Origin of the sequence: Stenotrophomonas sp. ATCM1_4 (assembly GCF_004348115.1) — a bacterium.
GTDB lineage: Bacteria > Pseudomonadota > Gammaproteobacteria > Xanthomonadales > Xanthomonadaceae > Stenotrophomonas > Stenotrophomonas capsici.
Genome location: NZ_QPFB01000001.1, coordinates 1,057,837 through 1,073,666, shown reverse-complemented (window position 1 = coordinate 1,073,666; position 15,830 = coordinate 1,057,837). Strand labels below are relative to the sequence as shown.

Sequence of the window (15,830 nt, the reverse complement as noted above, 5' to 3'; positions counted from 1 at the left end):
CGGAAGCCGGCTCCCCGAAAGGGCCGGCGACGGAAAACAGACACCCAACCGACCGAAACACCCGCGCACGAAGGAGCCCGCAACGCCATGCACGACATCGCCAACGCCACTCCTTCGCGGCAGCCCCACTCCCGGTACCAGAACATGAAGATCAAACGTTTCGTCGCCGCCGACATGCGCACCGCCATGAACCTGGTGCGCAAGGAGCATGGGCCGGACGCGGTCATCCTTTCCAACCGCCGCATCGAGGAAGGTGTCGAGATCGTGGCGGCCGCCCATTACGACGAAGCCGTGGTGCAGCAGGCGCTGGAAGCCAGCCGCCCGGCCCCGCCGGCCCCGAGCAAGCCGCGCAGTGCCGCTGAAGCGATCATGGCTGCGGTCACCCGTCGCCGTACCCCGGAGCCGGAACCGGTCGCCGTCACCACGTCCGCGGTCGCCGCCCTGGCCCGCTCGGCCGTGGGTGCCACCGGCCGTTCGATCGACAACAGCGTGGAACTGGCGCCGGGCAGCCGCTTCGCTTCGTTGCTCAAGCAGCCGGCCGCCGAAGCCCCGGTCATCCCCGCCGCCATCGTCCCGGCGGCGGCCATGCCCGCCGCATTCGCCTCGATCGCACCGGCACCGGCGGCCGTGGCGACGCAGCACTTCGCCACCCTGCTGGCTGACGAACCGCCGGTGGTGCCGGCTTTCCGTCCTGCCGGCAGCGTCGCCGCCAAGGTCCCGGCAGCCAGCCAGGAGCCGCCCCAGGCCGCGACGGTCGACGTGGTGCCGCCAGTGCAGCGCGCCCAGTTCCAGATCGATCCGCCGGTACCGGAGCCGACTCCGGTACCGGCAGTGGCCGAACCGCCGGCCGCAGCGCCCGTGGCTGCTGCCCCGGTGGTCGCCGTAACCGCACCGGTTGCCGCGGCCACGACGGAAGCTGTCGTGCCCGTTGCGCCGGCCGTACCGGCCGTGACTGCAGCGCCGGTGGCACCGGTCGCGATCCCGGTCACCCCGGAGACCGCCGCGGCGCTGAGCGTGGTGGCCTCCCGCCGCGACGACGAACAACTCATCCAGTTGCGCCAGGAAATGGCCGGCATGCGCCAGATGATCGAGCGCGAGATGCACCGCTTCACCGACGAGCGCCTGCGCGGCAGCGCGGTGCGTGCCAATGCGCTGGACCTGATGGACGAGTACGGCTTCGACGCCGGCCTGGCCCGCGATGTGGTCCTGCAGATCCCGGCCGACACCGACCCCAGCCGTGCCCGCGGGCTGATGCTGGGCCTGATCTCGCGCAAGCTGCCGATCGCCCCGGTCGACCCGATCGAGACCGGTGGCGTGATCGCCCTGGTTGGCCCGACCGGCGCCGGCAAGACCACCACCATCGCCAAGCTGGCCTCGCGCTTCGCCGAGGCCCATGCCCCGCGTGACGTGGCGCTGGTCACCACCGACACCCAGCGCATCGGCGCGCGCGAGCAGCTGTATGGCTTCGGCCGCCAGCTCGGCATCGCCGTGCACGAGGCCAACAGCGGCACCGACCTGAACCAGCTGCTGCAGAAGCTGGCCGACTACAAGCTGGTGCTGATCGACACCGCCGGGCTGGGCCAGCGCGACCGCGCCCTCACCGCCCAGCTGCAGTGGCTGCGCGCCGCCGGCCAGATCCGCACCCTGCTGGTGCTGCCGGCCAACACCTCCTTCCAGGACATGGATGAGGTGGTGCGCCGCTTCAGCGCCGCCAACCCGCAGGGCGTGGTGCTGACCAAGCTGGACGAGACCGGCCGCTTCGGCTCGGCCCTGTCCATCGCCGTGGACCACTGCCTGCCGGTGACCTGGGTCACCGACGGCCAGGACGTGCCGGAGGACCTGCACCGGGCCTCGGCGGCCAATCTCGTACTTCGCCTTGAAGATTTGCGCCGCGCGGCCGATATGCCCTGCAACCCGGAGTTCAACAATGCAGTCGCGTGAGTACGCCAAGCTGACCCACACCTTCCCGCTCGCGGCCACCCGGCGCGAGCCCGCTGGACCGGTGCGCACCATCGCCGTGACCGGCGGCAAGGGCGGCGTCGGCAAGACCAATGTCTCGGCCAACCTGGCCGTGGCACTGGCCGGCATGGGCAAGCGCACCCTGCTGCTGGACGCCGACCTGGGCCTGGCCAACATCGACGTGGTGCTGGGCCTGCAGCCCAAGCACACCCTGGCCGACCTGGTCGCCGGGCGCTGCACGCTGGAGGAAGTGATCATCGAAGGCCCGAACGGGGTGCTGGTGGTGCCGGCGGCGTCCGGCCGCCGCCACATGGCCGAACTGGCGCCGGCCGAGCATGTGGGCCTGGTCAACGCGTTCTCCGAGCTGGAACGCGACCTGGATGTGATGATCATCGATACCGCCGCCGGCATCACCGACAGCGTGCTGACCTTCTGCCAGGCCGCGCAGGACACCGTGGTGGTGGTCTGCGACGAGCCGGCCTCCATCACCGACGCCTACGCGCTGATCAAGGTGCTCTCGCGCGAGCGCGGCGTGGACCGCATCCAGGTCGTGGCCAACATGGCCCGTGATCCCAACGAAGGCCGCGCCCTGTACGAGAAGCTGGTGCGCGTCTGCGAGAAGTTCCTGATCGATGTCTCGCTCAACTACCTGGGCTGCGTGCCGCAGGACGACTGGCTGCGCGTGTCGGTGCAGCGCCAGCAGCCGGTGGTGAAGCTGTACCCGTCGGCACCGGCCGCCCTGGCCATCCAGGAGATCGCCCGCCGCACCGCGCGCTGGCAGGCCCCCACCACCCCGCGCGGCGGCGTCGAGTTCTTCCTGGAACGCATCATCCAGCAGAAGGTGAGCGCATGAACGCAACGGCCCATTACCGTGAAGTCCAGCGCAATGCGGCCAACGAGTGCATTGCCCAGCACGCCGACCTGGTGCGCCGCATCGCCCACCACCTGGCCGCGCGCCTGCCCGCCAGCGTGGAGGTCGACGACCTGATCCAGGCCGGCATGATGGGCCTGATCGAGGCCTCGCGCAGCTATGACGCCGAACAGGGCGCCTCGTTCGAGACCTATGCCTCGATCCGCATCCGCGGCTCGATGATCGACGAGATCCGGCGTGGCGACTGGGTGCCGCGCTCGGTGCACCGTCGCGCCCGCGATGCCGCGGCCACCATCCGTCGCCTCGAGCAGGCCAGCGGCCGTGCCGCCAGCGCCACCGAGGTGGCCGAGGCGATGGAAATGCCGCTGCCCGAGTACATGCGGCTGGTCGAGGATGCCTCGCGTGGCCAGGTGCTGAGCCTGGAGTCGCGCATCGAGGACCAGGGCGAGCTGGACACCCCGGCCACCGGCGGCCCCACCCCGCAGCAGATGCTCGAACGCAGCCAGTTCGGCGCCGAGCTGGGCAGGGCCATCAGCCAGCTGCCCGAGCGCGAACAGCTGGTGCTCTCGCTCTACTACGAGCAGGAACTGAACCTGAAAGAGATCGGCGCGGTGCTCGGTGTCAGCGAGTCGCGCGTCTGCCAGATCCATGGCCAGGCCACGCTGCGCCTGCGTGGTCGGCTGAAGATTTTCGAGTCGGCCGACGCCGGCTTCGAGGAACCATGAAGAGGAATTCCTTTTGAACAAGAACATGCGCATCCTGATCGTCGACGATTTCTCGACCATGCGTCGTATCGTCAAGAACCTGCTCGGCGACCTGGGCTTCACCAACACCGCTGAAGCCGAGGACGGGCATGCCGCGCTGGCCATGCTGCAGAGCCAGCCGTTCGATTTCGTGGTCACCGACTGGAACATGCCGGTGATGACCGGCATCGAGCTGCTCAAGGCCATCCGCGCCGATGCCAAGCTCAAGACCCTGCCGGTGCTGATGGTCACCGCCGAAGCCAAGCGCGAGCAGATCATCGAAGCCGCCCAGGCCGGCGTGAACGGTTACATCATCAAGCCGTTCACCGCGCAGACCCTGGAAGAGAAGCTGGGCAAGATCTTCGAACGACTGACGGCGAGCGCCTGATGGACCTGCCTGTCGAGACGCTGAGCGACAAATCGGCCCTGATCCAGCGCCTGCAGGATGCGCTGGCCGCGCTGGAAAACGGTGATGAAACCCGTTGGCGCCAGGAAATCGACGCCCTGGCCGCGCTGCGCGCGCAGCCGATGGTGGCCGGGCTGGGCCGGTTGGCCCGCGAGCTGGGCCAGGCGCTTGGCGAGCTGCCCAGCGTGCCCAGCGAAGCCGGCGAGCTGGACGATGCCTGCGCGCGCCTGGACCACGTGGTGGAGATGACCGAGAAGGCCACCCACCGCACCCTGGACCTGGCCGAGGAATGCCGCGAGCTGACCGAACGGCTGCGCGCCGAAGGCCTCAACGCCGACCAGGACCAGCTGCTGGACCGCATCCGCCACAACCTCACCGAAGTGGCGCTGACCCAGAGCTACCAGGACCTGACCGGTCAGATCATCCGCCGCGTGGTGGGCATCGTCCGCCGCGTGCATGAGGGCTTTGGTGCACTGGGCTTGCCCCCGGCCGAGGAAGACGTGCGCAACGCCGGCCTGGCCGGTCCGGCGGTCAATGGCCTGGACCGCCATGCGGTCAGCCAGCATGACGCCGACGACCTGCTGTCGGACCTGGGGCTGTAAGCCATGAGTGCCTTCGCCGACGACATCGCCGCCGATTTCATCATCGAAGCCCAGGAGATCCTCGATCGCCTGGGCGAGCAGTTGGTGACGCTGGAGCAGGCACCGGAAGACGCCGACCAGCTCAACGCGGTGTTCCGCGGCTTCCACACGCTCAAGGGCGGCGCCGGCTTCCTGTCGATCACGCCGATGGTGGAGCTGTGCCATGCCGCCGAGGAAACCCTGGGCATGGCCCGCTCGGGCAAGGCGCAACTGCTGGCCCATCACTTCGATGCCGCCCAGCAGTCGCTGGACTGGCTGCAGTCCATGCTCGACGCGGTGTCCTCCGGCACCGAGCCGGGCCACGCGCCGGCGGCATTGATCGCGCAGTTCGACGTCGGTACCGCGCCGGTACCGGCACCGGTCGCGGCACCGGTCGCGCCGGCCGGTGACCTGATCACCGAGGACGAGTTCGAGGCCCTGCTCGACAGCCTGCACGGCAAGAGCGCGCCGTCGGCGGTGGCCGCCAAACCCGCCGATGACCTGATCACCGAAGACGAATTCGAGGCGTTGCTCGACACGCTGCACGGCAGTGCCGCGCCCGGCACGTCCGCCGCTCCGGCAGTGGCAGTGGCAGTGGCACCGGCAGCGCCCCGCCCGGCGCCTGCCCCGGCCGCGCGCCCCACCGCCGCGGCCAAGCCGGCGGCCGCACCGGCCAAGGCCAGCGAGCCCGAGCACACCGTGCGCGTGGACACCAAGCGCCTGGATGCCATCGTCAACCTGATCGGCGAACTGGTGCTCTCGCGCAACCGCCTGAAGACCCTGCGCAGCCGGCTCAAGGACGAGGAACTCGACCGCGCCGTCTCCACCCTGGACATCGCCACCGCGCGGCTGCAGTCGGCGGTGATGCGCACCCGCATGCAGCCGGTCGGCAAGGTGTTCTCGCGCTTCCCGAAGGTGGCGCGCGACGTCGCGCGCTCGCTGCAGAAGGAAGTGGACCTGGAGCTGATCGGCGCCGACACCGAGCTGGACCGCAACCTGGTCGAAGCCCTGGCCGACCCGCTGGTGCACCTGGTCCGCAACGCCATCGACCACGGCGTGGAGATGCCTGACCTGCGCGAGGCGCAGGGCAAGCCGCGGATGGGCCGGGTGCGGCTGTCCGCCCAGCAGGAAGGCGACTACGTCAGCATCGAGGTGCAGGACGACGGCGCCGGCATCGACCCCGAACGCCTGCGCGCCAAGGCCCGCGAGAAGGGCTTGATCGACCCGGAGGCCGCCGCCCGCCTGACCAGCGAGGAATGCCTGCACCTGGTGTTCCTGCCCGGTTTCTCCACCAAGCAGCAGGTCACCGACATCTCCGGCCGTGGCGTCGGCATGGATGTGGTGCAGTCGCGCATCCGCGAGCTCAGCGGCCAGATCCAGATCCAGTCCGAACTGGGCCGTGGCAGCCGCTTCCTGATCCGCGTGCCGCTGACCCTGGCGATCCTGCCGACCCTGCTGGTCCAGGCCGGCGAGGACGTCTATGCGCTGCCGCTGGCCCGCGTGATGGAAGTGCTGCACGCCCCGGCCACCTCGCTGGGCTGGTTCGACGGTCGCGCGGTGCTGGACCGCAAGACCCACACGCTGGCGCTGGTGGACCTGCGCCAGTGGCTGGGGGTGACGCCGACCCTGTCGCCGCTGCTGACCATCGTGGTGCTGCAGGTCGGCGAAGCCCGCTTCGGCCTGGTCGTGGACCAGGTCCGCGGCCGCGAGGAAGTGGTGATCAAGCCCCTGCCGCGCGCCCTGCGCGGCCTGCGTGGCTACGCCGGCGCCACCCTGATCGGCGACGGCCGCATGGCGCTGATCCTGGACGTGGATGGGCTGCGCGGTGGGCAGGACTGACAGCTGCCGCCAACGCTGCACTCCCCTCTCCCGCCTGCGGGAGAGGGTGCCCGCAGGGCGGGTGAGGGCCGCTTTGCGCTGCACCAGGTGACGCTTCCCCCACCCCAACCCCTCCCCCGCACGCGGGAGAGGGGCTAAAGCAAAAGCCTCCCCCGCACGCCGGAAAGGAGCGAACGCAACACCCCAGATTCAAGACTGTCTTCACAAGGCCGATATCCAACACCATGGACCGACTCAGCATCATTGGACTCTTCCTCGCCCTCGCTTCGCTGGTGGGCGGCAGCATCCTCAAGGGTGCGGGCCTGTCGTCGCTGTGGTCGCCGGCCGCGTTCGTGATCGTGATCGTCGGCACCATCGCTGCGATCCTGCTGCATACCTCTCCGGCGGTGTTCAAGCACGCCTTCAGGATCGTACGCTGGGTGATCCGCCCGCCGGCCAGTGACCGCCGCGCGCTGGTCCAGCAGATCGTGGACTGGAGCAACATCGCCCGCCGCCAGGGCCTGCTGGGCCTGGAGCCGCAGGTGGAGCAGCAGGACGACCCGTTCATCCGCAAGGGCCTGCAGCTGGTGGTCGACGGCGTGGAACCGGACACCATCCGCCACATGATGGAAATCGAGCTCGGCAGTCAGGAGCAACAGGACCTGGCGGCGACCAAGGTGTTCGAAGGCATGGGCATCTACGCCCCGACGCTGGGCATCATCGGTGCCGTGCTGGGCCTGATCGCGGTGATGAAGAACCTGGCCGACCCGAGCAAGCTCGGCCATGGCATCGCCGCGGCGTTCACCGCCACCATCTACGGCATCGCCTCGGCCAACCTGCTGTTCCTGCCGGTCTCGGCCAAGCTCAAGAGCGTGATCGCCTCCAGCACGCGCGAGCGCGAGATGGTCATCGAGGGCCTGATCGCCATCGCCCAGGGCGAGAACCCGCGCAACATCGAAAACAGCCTGGCCGGGTTCGTGAACTGAGCCATGGCACGTCGCAAGCACCACGAAGAGCACGCCAACCATGAGGCATGGGCCATCCCCTATGCCGACCTGATGACGCTGCTGCTCGCCTTCTTCGTGGTGATGTACGCCATCTCCTCGCTCAACGAGGGCAAGTACCGGGTGATGGCCGACTCCCTGTCCACCGCTTTCGGCGGTGCACCGCGCACCATCAGCCAGGTGCAGGTGGGCAACATGCAGATCCAGGGCGGCGGCCACGACACCCCGTCTGTGATCCGCTCGCCGAGCATGACCGGCGGCGCCATGGCCGACCCCACCCAGCTGCCGTCGATGGCATCGCACATGCGCATGCCGGTCTCCACGCGCAACCAGGAACAGCTGCAGCGCGCCGAGCGCCAGTTGAACCAGATCGCCGACCGGCTCAGTTCCGCGTTGGCGCCGCTGGTCAAGCAGGGCGTGATCACGGTGCGCCGCACCGAGCTGTGGCTGGAAGTGGAGATCAACAGCGACATCCTGTTCGCCACCGGTTCGGCCTCGCTCGATGCCGGCGCCCGCGACACCCTGGGCAAGCTGGCCGACGTGCTGCTCGATGCCCCCAACGGCGTGCGCGTGGAAGGCCACACCGACAACGTGCCGATCGCCACCACGCAGTTCCCGTCCAACTGGGAGCTGTCCGCCGGTCGCGCGGCCAGCGTCGTGCACCTGTTCGCCGACCATGGCGTGCAGCCGGCACGGCTGGCGATGGTGGGCTATGGCCAGTTCCGTCCGCGCGAAAGCAACGACCTGCCGGAAGGCCGCAACCGCAACCGGCGGGTGATGGTCATCATCCTGGCCGACTCGGCCGCAGCGGCCGACCTGCCCGGCGCGGGTACCACCACCGCCGGCACCAACGGCACCGACGCCCCCCGTGGTGACAGCTCCCCCGCTGCCGCCGCCTCGGTGCCCGCTGTCATCGAAGGAGTTCACTGATGCGTATCTGGGCCATTGCCAACCAGAAAGGTGGCGTCGGCAAGACCACCACCACCCTGTCACTGGGGCGCGGCCTGGCCGCGCGCGGGCACAAGGTGCTGCTGATCGATCTGGATCCGCATTCCTCCCTCACCCGCGCCTTCGGCGTGCCGATCGAACCGGTGCCGCAGGGCGTGCAGGAACTGTTCGCCACGCCACCGCACGACATCGCCGCGCTGGCGCGCGCCAGCGACATCCCGGGCCTGGACTACCTGTGCGCGCAGGCGTCATTGGCCACGCTGGAACGCCGCAGCGCCAACCAGCCCGGCCTCGGCCTGGCGCTGCAGCAGGCCTTGGCCCGCCACGGCGACCGCCATGACTACATCCTGCTCGACTGCGCGCCCACGCTGGGCCTGCTGATGATCAACGCGCTGGCCGCGGCCGACCGCCTGGTCATCCCCACCCAGGCCGAGCCGCTGGCGCTGCACGGCCTGGACGGCATGGTCCGCACCGGCGAAATGGTCGAGCGCTCACGCAAGCGGCCGCTGCCCATCTCGGTGCTGCCGACCCTGTTCGACCGCCGCACCCGCGCCGGCAACGAGTCGGTGCGCGCGATGCAGGACCGTCACGGCGAGCGCGTCTGGGAAGATGCCATTCCGCTGGATACCCGCATCAGCCAGGTCGCCGGCCTGGTCCAGCCGATCCAGGGCGACGACTACCCCGGCCGCGGCCATGCCGCGTATCGCCGCGCGCTGGACTGGCTGTTGGCCGAAGAGGCACGCGTGCGGCCAGCGCAGGAGGCGGCATGAGTACCGTCGGCGCACTGGACGACTACCTGGACGAACTGCTCGGCGGCGGCATGCCGACGGCGGCGCCCCCCACTGCGCCGGCCGCGCCGGTCGAAATACCGGGTGACAGCGCCGAGCTGGAAGCCGCCTTCGAAGCCGCGCTGGCCGAGGTCCAGGCACAGGCCGATGCCGTGCCCGTAGACGCCCCCGTCGCCGCTGCGTCCACCGTGCCCGGTGACAGCGCCGAACTGGAAGCCGCCTTCGAGGCTGCGCTGGCCGCCGCCGCGGCTTCACGCGCGAGCGCCATGGCTGAACCCACCTGGGCCGACGTGCCTGCTGAGCCGGTCGCCGCCGCGCCGACGCCGGAGCCCACCTGGGACGACCTGCCGGACGAGGTCATCTACGAAACCGACGCGGCCGAAAGCGCCCGGCTTGCCCATGCCGACAGCCCCGGCCTGCAGGCCGCCTTCGACGTGGCCGCAGGCGTGGCCCCTGCACCGCCACCGCCGGCCCGCACCGCGCGACCGGCCCCTGCGCCCGCCCCTGCCGCACCCGCCCCCGCGCCGAACACCTGGCAGGAACTGCAGGCGCAAGCCGCACGGCCACCGCAGCAACGCCGCGCCAGCGAGCGCACCTCGCGCTGGCTGCGCCTGCGTTGCGGTGCGCAGGCCTATGCGCTGGAGCTGTTGAAGGTGCAGGAAGTGGTCCTGCCGGTGCCCTTGCTGGCGCTGCGCGGTGCCGCGCCGTCGATGCTGGGCATCATGAACCTGCGTGGCCAGGTGGTCCCGGTGCTGGACCTGTGCCGGCACCTTGGCGTACCGGTCACCGAAGACTCCGCGCAGACCCGCATCGTGGTGCTGGAGGAGAACGGCGAAACACTGGGCCTGCGCGTCTCCGCCGTGGAGGACGTGGCCAACCTGACCGACTCGCAGATCGAACCCCCGGACACCGCGCGCATCTGCCAGATCTCCAACGAGCTGTTCAAGGGCATTGCCCGCATCGGCAGCCAGCCGATGATCCTGCTCGATGCCACCCGCCTGCTCCAGTAGGCGCGCCTTCCGGCGCGAAGCGGGAACCACCTCCCTACCGGGAATGCATGCAAGCCCTGGATGCATCGATTTCGCGCCGGAAGGCGCTCCTGCCGGGCAAACCGCGCAATCCATCACATTCCGCGCCGCACCAGGTCACCTGCCCTAAAGAATCCCCGGGCAATGCCGCTACCCCTCCCAGTAACGTTTGTCCCGGAGCAACGATGAGCACTGTGGCGCTGTCGCAGGATCTCGGAATCGAATCCACCAGCGAGCTGAAACAGCAACTGGCCGCGCATCTCGGCCAGGGCGGTGAACTGCGTGTCGACGCCAGCGAGGTGGCCCGCGTGCACACCGCGGCCATGCAGGTGCTGTGCGCCTTCGTCGTGGCCCGCCAGCAAGCCGGGCACGGCACCGTGTTCGACAACGCTACCGATACCTTCCGTGACGCCGCGCGCCTGCTCGGTGTCCTCCGGACCTTCGGTCTGGAAGCAACCCCTGACACAACGAAATCTGTGGAGAACGCTGCATGAGCGCACGAATCCTGGTGGTGGACGACTCGGCGTCGATGCGCCAGATGGTCTCTTTCGCCCTCACCTCGGCCGGCTTTTCGGTGGAAGAAGCCGAAGACGGCGCCGTCGCCCTCGGCCGTGCCAAGGGCCAGCGCTTCAACGCGGTGGTCACCGACGTGAACATGCCGAACATGGACGGCATCGCGCTGATCCGCGAGCTGCGCCAGCTGCCGGACTACAAGTTCACCCCGCTGCTGATGCTCACCACCGAATCGGCCGCGGACAAGAAGTCCGAAGGCAAGGCCGCCGGCGCCACCGGCTGGCTGGTCAAGCCGTTCAATCCCGAACAGCTGGTCGCCACCGTCCAGAAAGTCTTGGGCTGATACGCCCCGCCTGCACCCCTCACGGATACCGCGCCAATGAGCATGGACCTGCAACGTTTCCACGCCACCTTCTTCGAGGAAAGCCGCGAAGGGCTGGATGCGATGGAAGCCGGGCTGCTGGCGCTGGAAGACGGCCAACGCGACCCGGAGGTCATCAACTCGGTGTTCCGCGCCGCCCATTCGATCAAGGGCGGCGCCGGTACCTTCGGCTTCGATGCCATCGCCGGCCTCACCCACGTGCTGGAAACGCTGCTCGATGAGCTGCGCGCCGGCAAGCGGGCGCTGGAAGGCAACGCGGTCGATGCGATGCTGGCCTCGGTGGACGTGCTGCGTGCGCTGTTGCGCGAGGTCGAGCACGGCCAGGCCGCCGACCCGGCCGCGGTCAAGGCGGTGACTGATCGGCTGCAGGCGGTACTGGCCGGAACGGCGCCGGTCGCCGTCGCAGCCGCGAAGCAGGAAGAAACCCCTGACGCCTGGCAGATCGGCTTCGTGCCGGCGCCGTCGCTGTTCATGAGCGGCAACGACCCGCTGCGCATCATCCGCGAGCTGGAGACGCTGGGCTCGCTGCACGTCGAACCGCGCATGCAGCGCCTGCCGGCATTCGAGCAGCTTGATCCGCTGGAAGCCTACCTGGCCTGGGACCTGGGCCTGGTTGGCAAGGTGCCGCGCAGCCGCATCGAAGACACCTTTGCCTGGGTCGTGGACGACTGCGAGCTGGACATCCGTCCGGCCGCGCCGCCCAGCCTGGCCAACGAGGCGCCCGCAGCGGCCGCCACTCCCGCCGCCGTCGATGCCGGCAAGCCCGCCGCTGCCGGCGGCACGCATGAGGCGGAGACCTCCATCCGCGTCAGCGTCGACAAGGTCGATGCACTGATCAACCTGGTCGGCGAACTGGTCATCACCCAGGCCATGCTCAAGCAGGTCTCCGGCGGGTTGGACCCGGTCCATGCCGAACGCCTGTTCGCCGGCCTGGACCTGCTCGAGCGCAACACCCGCGACCTGCAGGAAGCCGTCATCGGCGTGCGCATGCTGCCGGTGGATGCGGTGTTCCGGCGTTTCCCGCGCCTGGTCCGCGACCTGTCCAGCCGCCTTGGCAAGCAGGTGCGCCTGCGCACCGTCGGCGAAGGCACCGAACTGGACAAGGGCCTGATCGAGAAGATCGCCGACCCGCTGGTCCATCTGGTCCGCAACTCGATCGACCACGGCCTGGAGATGCCCGACGTCCGCCGCGATGCCGGCAAGGACGAAACCGGCACCATCACCCTGGCCGCGTCGCACCAGGGGGGCCATATCGTCATCGAGGTCAGCGACGATGGGCGCGGGCTGAACCGCGACAAGATCCTGGCCAAGGCGCTCGAGCGCGGGCTGAGCGTGCCGGACAATCCGACCGACGCGCAGGTCTGGGACCTGATCTTCCAGCCGGGCTTCTCCACCGCCGACGCGGTCACCGACCTGTCCGGGCGAGGCGTGGGCATGGACGTGGTCCGCCGCAACATCCAGGCGCTGGGCGGCGAAGTGCAGCTGGAAAGCCGCACCGGCCACGGCACCCGCGTGCTGATCCGGCTGCCGCTGACCCTGGCCATCCTCGATGGCATGACCGTCTCGGTGGCCGGCGAAACCCTGATCCTGCCGTTGGCCTACGTGCTCGAGGCACTGCAGCCGCAGGCCGACGACATCCGCACCATGGCTGGCGAAGGCCGCGTGCTGCGGGTGCGCGGCGAGTACCTGCCGATCCTGTCGCTGGGCCAGTACTACGGCTACCGCGATGACCGCCATGCCGACCCGTTGGTGGTGGTGGTCGAAGGCGACGGCCAGAAGATCGCGCTGGAAGTGGATGAACTGCTCGGCCAGCAGCAGGTGGTGGTCAAGAACATCGAGAACAACTACCGCCGCATCGGCGGGGTTTCCGGCGCCACCATCCTCGGCGATGGCCGCGTCGCGCTGATCGTCGACATCGGTGGGCTGGTGCGCTCGCTCCGGATCCCACAGGCCGCCTGATCCCGGCCCCGCGCCCACATCGCGCACCGGTTGGCGGGATGCCGACCGGCCGCTGACCGGCCGTCCATGACGGCACCCGGCGCCTTCCCCGCCTGCCATCGCGCAGGCGGGAATGGCGTCCCTGCCCCTTCCCCCCCCCTTTCCACCCCCTCTCCACAGGCGAACACCGCGATCGCACCCGATGCCACCGGGCGCTCCGCCCTGCGACGGTCGACGGGCCCGATGCGGCCAGTGTCATTCCCCACCGCATTCACCTGAACACCGTCAGCAAGCGTTCGTCGGCGGCTGTCAAGAACCCCACGGCAGTGCCGATACCGCAGCACATCGTGGTGCCACCACCACACGGGCGCTTCGCCGCCCGCCTATTTCCCCGTTACCTGCGCAGGCGCGAAGGGCCTGCGCGTAGCACGCAATGCCAAACGGAGGCATCTGCAATGAAATGGTTCCAGAACCTGTCGATCACGCGGAAGCTGTTGCTGGCGTTCTGCACCACCGGTCTGCTGACCCTGCTGTTGGGCCTGTTCTCGGTGTGGCGCATGGATGTCGCCCAGCAGCAGATCCGCCAGGTCAACGAGAACTGGATGCCCGCCGTGCAGCATCTGGGCGAGATGCGCGCGCAGCTCGGTGAGTTCCGCACGTTCGAGCAGGCGCAGCTGGCCTACCAGGGCAACCCCGAGCAGCTGGCCGATTACGACAAGCGCATGGCCGATACGCGCGCGGTGATCGAGGCCGAGGAAAAGGCCTACGACGACATCGACACCGACTACACCGCCGAGGAAAAGGCGATGTACGACCAGCTCAAGGACTACCGGGCCGCGTACTTCGAGGCGCATGAACGCATCGCCGCGGCGATCGCCGCCGATGACTTCGCCACCGCCTCGGCCATCTCCAGCTCCGACTCGCGCAAGATGCGCCGCGCGCTGTTCGACCAGCTCAAGAAGCTCTCCCAGTACAACCAGGAACAGCTGGCCAGGGAGACCGCGATGTCGCGCGAAGCGCACACGCGCTCGCTGCTGGCCGTGTTCGGCATGCTGGCGGCGGCACTGGCGCTGGCCGCGCTGCTTGGCTGGGCCATCATCCGTGCGATCATGGCGCCGCTGGGCGAAGCCGTGCGCGTGGCCGATGATGTTTCCGCCGGCAAGCTCGACCGCCGCATCGACGCCTCGCGCCGCGACGAAGTGGGCATGCTGCTGTCCTCGATGCAGCGCATGCAGGCGCAGCTGCAGTCGGTGATGGCCGCGCAGGGCGAGATGGCCCGCCAGCATGACGCCGGCTCGCTCAGTTACCGCATGGACGAGAGCGCCTTCCCCGGCGACTACGGGCAGATGGTGCGCGCCACCAACGGCCTGGTCGCCGGCAACGTGGCCACCATCAGCGACACCCTGGACATCCTCAAGCGCTACTCCGTCGGCGACATGAGCGTGGACATCGAACGCCTGCCCGGCGAGAAGGCGGTGATCACCGAGACCGTGGACACCATCAAGGCCAACCTGTCGGCCATCAACACCGAGATCCGGCAGCTGGCCACCGCCGCCGCCGCCGGTGACTTCACCCAGCGCGGCGACGTGGACGGCTACCAGCACGACTTCCGTGACATGGTCGCCGGCCTGAACCACCTGATGGAAACCGCCGACGGCAACCTGGCCAAGGTCTCGCAGGTGCTGCAGGCACTGGCCCAGGGTGACCTCACCGTGCGCATGGACGGCCAGTTCAACGGCGTGTTCGCACAGATGCGCGACGACGCCAACGCCACCGTCGACCAGTTGACCGCCATCGTCGGCCGCATCCAGAACGCGGCCTCCAGCATCAACCTGGCCTCCAGCGAGATCGCCACCGGCAACAACGACCTGTCGCGCCGTACCGAGCAGCAGGCCGCCAACCTGGAGGAAACCGCTGCCTCGATGGAGGAACTGACCTCCACCGTGCGCCAGAACGCCGAATCGGCCCGCCAGGCCAACCAGTTGGCCATCGGCGCGCACGGCGTGGCCAGCCAGGGCGGCAACGTGGTCGCCCAGGTGGTCAACACCATGGGCGCCATCGAGGCTTCGTCCAGGAAGATCGCCGAGATCATCTCGGTCATCGACGGCATCGCCTTCCAGACCAACATCCTGGCGCTCAACGCCGCGGTGGAAGCGGCGCGTGCCGGCGAACAGGGCCGCGGCTTCGCCGTGGTCGCCTCGGAAGTGCGGACCCTGGCCCAGCGCTCGGCCGGCGCGGCCAAGGAGATCAAGGGCCTGATCGAGGACTCGGTGGACAAGGTCGGCGAAGGCTCGGTGCTGGTGCACCAGGCCGGCACCACGATGGGCGAGATCGTGGCCTCGGTGCAACGCGTGACCGACATCATGGCCGAGATCTCCGCCGCCTCGCAGGAGCAGAGCGCCGGCATCGAGCAGGTCAACCAGACCGTGATGCAGATGGACGAGACCACCCAGCAGAACGCCGCGCTGGTGGAGGAAGCCACCGCCGCGGCCCGGGCGATGGAAGAACAGGCCCTGCTGCTCAACGAAGCGGTGGCCGCCTTCCACATCGCGTCCAAGGCGGGCACCGCCAGCGTCGCCAGCCCGCCACGCAGCCGCCCGGCCAGCCCGGCACCGGCCAGCCCGCGCATCGCCCGCGCGCCGGCGGCACGCCGGATCGAACCGATGGTCGCCAATGGCGAGGACTGGCAGGAGTTCTGATGTCCCCGCGCCGCCGCCCGTCCCATGGGCGGCGGCAGGCACCGCCAGCCGCTGCCGTTTCCCTCAAGCAACACCCAGGCAAGCCGATTTACTGATCAATCCCCTCCTTCCAC

The 15,830-nt window shown here is 69.4% G+C and carries 14 protein-coding genes; all 14 read left to right on the top strand.

What is annotated here, in order from left to right:
- Positions 1-144 precede the first annotated feature (144 nt).
- A complete protein-coding gene (gene flhF, locus ATCM_RS05105; RefSeq protein ID WP_132863164.1) occupies positions 145-1,941 on the top strand; it encodes a flagellar biosynthesis protein FlhF in 1,797 nt (598 codons plus the stop codon).
- Positions 1,928-2,812, top strand: a complete 885-nt coding sequence (locus tag ATCM_RS05100) for a MinD/ParA family protein (protein ID WP_132863163.1) — start codon at positions 1,928-1,930, stop codon at positions 2,810-2,812. The genes flhF and ATCM_RS05100 overlap by 14 nt, the downstream gene beginning before the upstream one ends.
- The gene (locus tag ATCM_RS05095) at positions 2,809-3,555 is read left to right on the top strand and encodes an RNA polymerase sigma factor FliA (protein WP_132863162.1); all 747 of its coding nucleotides are present in this window, start codon (positions 2,809-2,811) and stop codon (positions 3,553-3,555) included. Before ATCM_RS05100 ends, ATCM_RS05095 begins: the two co-directional genes overlap by 4 nt.
- A 13-nt stretch (positions 3,556-3,568) precedes the next feature.
- Positions 3,569-3,961 (top strand): chemotaxis response regulator CheY, encoded by a 393-nt coding sequence (gene cheY / locus ATCM_RS05090; protein WP_165931126.1) that lies wholly within the window; start codon positions 3,569-3,571, stop codon positions 3,959-3,961.
- A complete protein-coding gene (locus ATCM_RS05085; protein ID WP_132863161.1) occupies positions 3,961-4,581 on the top strand; it encodes a protein phosphatase CheZ in 621 nt (206 codons plus the stop codon). Before cheY ends, ATCM_RS05085 begins: the two co-directional genes overlap by 1 nt.
- A 3-nt stretch (positions 4,582-4,584) precedes the next feature.
- Positions 4,585-6,438, top strand: coding sequence for a chemotaxis protein CheA (locus tag ATCM_RS05080; RefSeq protein WP_132863160.1), 1,854 nt, complete (start codon positions 4,585-4,587; stop codon positions 6,436-6,438).
- Positions 6,439-6,662: 224 nt separating this feature from the next.
- Positions 6,663-7,403, top strand: coding sequence for a flagellar motor protein (locus tag ATCM_RS05075; protein ID WP_132863159.1), 741 nt, complete (start codon positions 6,663-6,665; stop codon positions 7,401-7,403).
- Between the two features lie 3 nt (positions 7,404-7,406).
- On the top strand, positions 7,407-8,351 hold the full coding sequence (gene motD, locus ATCM_RS05070) for a flagellar motor protein MotD (RefSeq protein ID WP_132863158.1): 945 nt from the start codon (positions 7,407-7,409) through the stop codon (positions 8,349-8,351).
- Positions 8,351-9,139, top strand: a complete 789-nt coding sequence (locus ATCM_RS05065) for a ParA family protein (protein WP_132863157.1) — start codon at positions 8,351-8,353, stop codon at positions 9,137-9,139. Before motD ends, ATCM_RS05065 begins: the two co-directional genes overlap by 1 nt.
- A complete protein-coding gene (locus ATCM_RS05060) occupies positions 9,136-10,167 on the top strand; it encodes a chemotaxis protein CheW (protein ID WP_132863156.1) in 1,032 nt (343 codons plus the stop codon). Before ATCM_RS05065 ends, ATCM_RS05060 begins: the two co-directional genes overlap by 4 nt.
- Before the next feature lie 203 nt (positions 10,168-10,370).
- Complete coding sequence (locus ATCM_RS05055) at positions 10,371-10,679, top strand: STAS domain-containing protein (RefSeq protein WP_132863155.1); 309 nt, start codon at positions 10,371-10,373, stop codon at positions 10,677-10,679.
- Positions 10,676-11,041 (top strand): response regulator, encoded by a 366-nt coding sequence (locus ATCM_RS05050; protein ID WP_087922463.1) that lies wholly within the window; start codon positions 10,676-10,678, stop codon positions 11,039-11,041. The genes ATCM_RS05055 and ATCM_RS05050 overlap by 4 nt, the downstream gene beginning before the upstream one ends.
- A gap of 36 nt (positions 11,042-11,077) precedes the next feature.
- Positions 11,078-13,039 (top strand): chemotaxis protein CheA, encoded by a 1,962-nt coding sequence (locus ATCM_RS05045; RefSeq protein WP_132863154.1) that lies wholly within the window; start codon positions 11,078-11,080, stop codon positions 13,037-13,039.
- Between the two features lie 434 nt (positions 13,040-13,473).
- Positions 13,474-15,717: a methyl-accepting chemotaxis protein gene (locus ATCM_RS05040; RefSeq protein WP_132863153.1), complete on the top strand. Its 2,244-nt coding sequence runs from the start codon at positions 13,474-13,476 to the stop codon at positions 15,715-15,717.
- The last annotated feature ends 113 nt before the right edge of the window (positions 15,718-15,830 follow it).

What these genes read in the sequence shown, in the direction of transcription:
- flhF (WP_132863164.1), top strand. Translation starts at nt 145, where the DNA reads ATGAAGATCAAACGTTTCGTCGCCGCCGACATGCGCACCGCCATGAAC.
- ATCM_RS05100 (WP_132863163.1), top strand. Translation starts at nt 1,928, where the DNA reads ATGCAGTCGCGTGAGTACGCCAAGCTGACCCACACCTTCCCGCTCGCG.
- ATCM_RS05095 (WP_132863162.1), top strand. Translation starts at nt 2,809, where the DNA reads ATGAACGCAACGGCCCATTACCGTGAAGTCCAGCGCAATGCGGCCAAC.
- ATCM_RS05085 (WP_132863161.1), top strand. Translation starts at nt 3,961, where the DNA reads ATGGACCTGCCTGTCGAGACGCTGAGCGACAAATCGGCCCTGATCCAG.
- ATCM_RS05080 (WP_132863160.1), top strand. Translation starts at nt 4,585, where the DNA reads ATGAGTGCCTTCGCCGACGACATCGCCGCCGATTTCATCATCGAAGCC.
- ATCM_RS05075 (WP_132863159.1), top strand. Translation starts at nt 6,663, where the DNA reads ATGGACCGACTCAGCATCATTGGACTCTTCCTCGCCCTCGCTTCGCTG.
- motD (WP_132863158.1), top strand. Translation starts at nt 7,407, where the DNA reads ATGGCACGTCGCAAGCACCACGAAGAGCACGCCAACCATGAGGCATGG.
- ATCM_RS05065 (WP_132863157.1), top strand. Translation starts at nt 8,351, where the DNA reads ATGCGTATCTGGGCCATTGCCAACCAGAAAGGTGGCGTCGGCAAGACC.
- ATCM_RS05060 (WP_132863156.1), top strand. Translation starts at nt 9,136, where the DNA reads ATGAGTACCGTCGGCGCACTGGACGACTACCTGGACGAACTGCTCGGC.
- ATCM_RS05055 (WP_132863155.1), top strand. Translation starts at nt 10,371, where the DNA reads ATGAGCACTGTGGCGCTGTCGCAGGATCTCGGAATCGAATCCACCAGC.
- ATCM_RS05050 (WP_087922463.1), top strand. Translation starts at nt 10,676, where the DNA reads ATGAGCGCACGAATCCTGGTGGTGGACGACTCGGCGTCGATGCGCCAG.
- ATCM_RS05045 (WP_132863154.1), top strand. Translation starts at nt 11,078, where the DNA reads ATGAGCATGGACCTGCAACGTTTCCACGCCACCTTCTTCGAGGAAAGC.
- ATCM_RS05040 (WP_132863153.1), top strand. Translation starts at nt 13,474, where the DNA reads ATGAAATGGTTCCAGAACCTGTCGATCACGCGGAAGCTGTTGCTGGCG.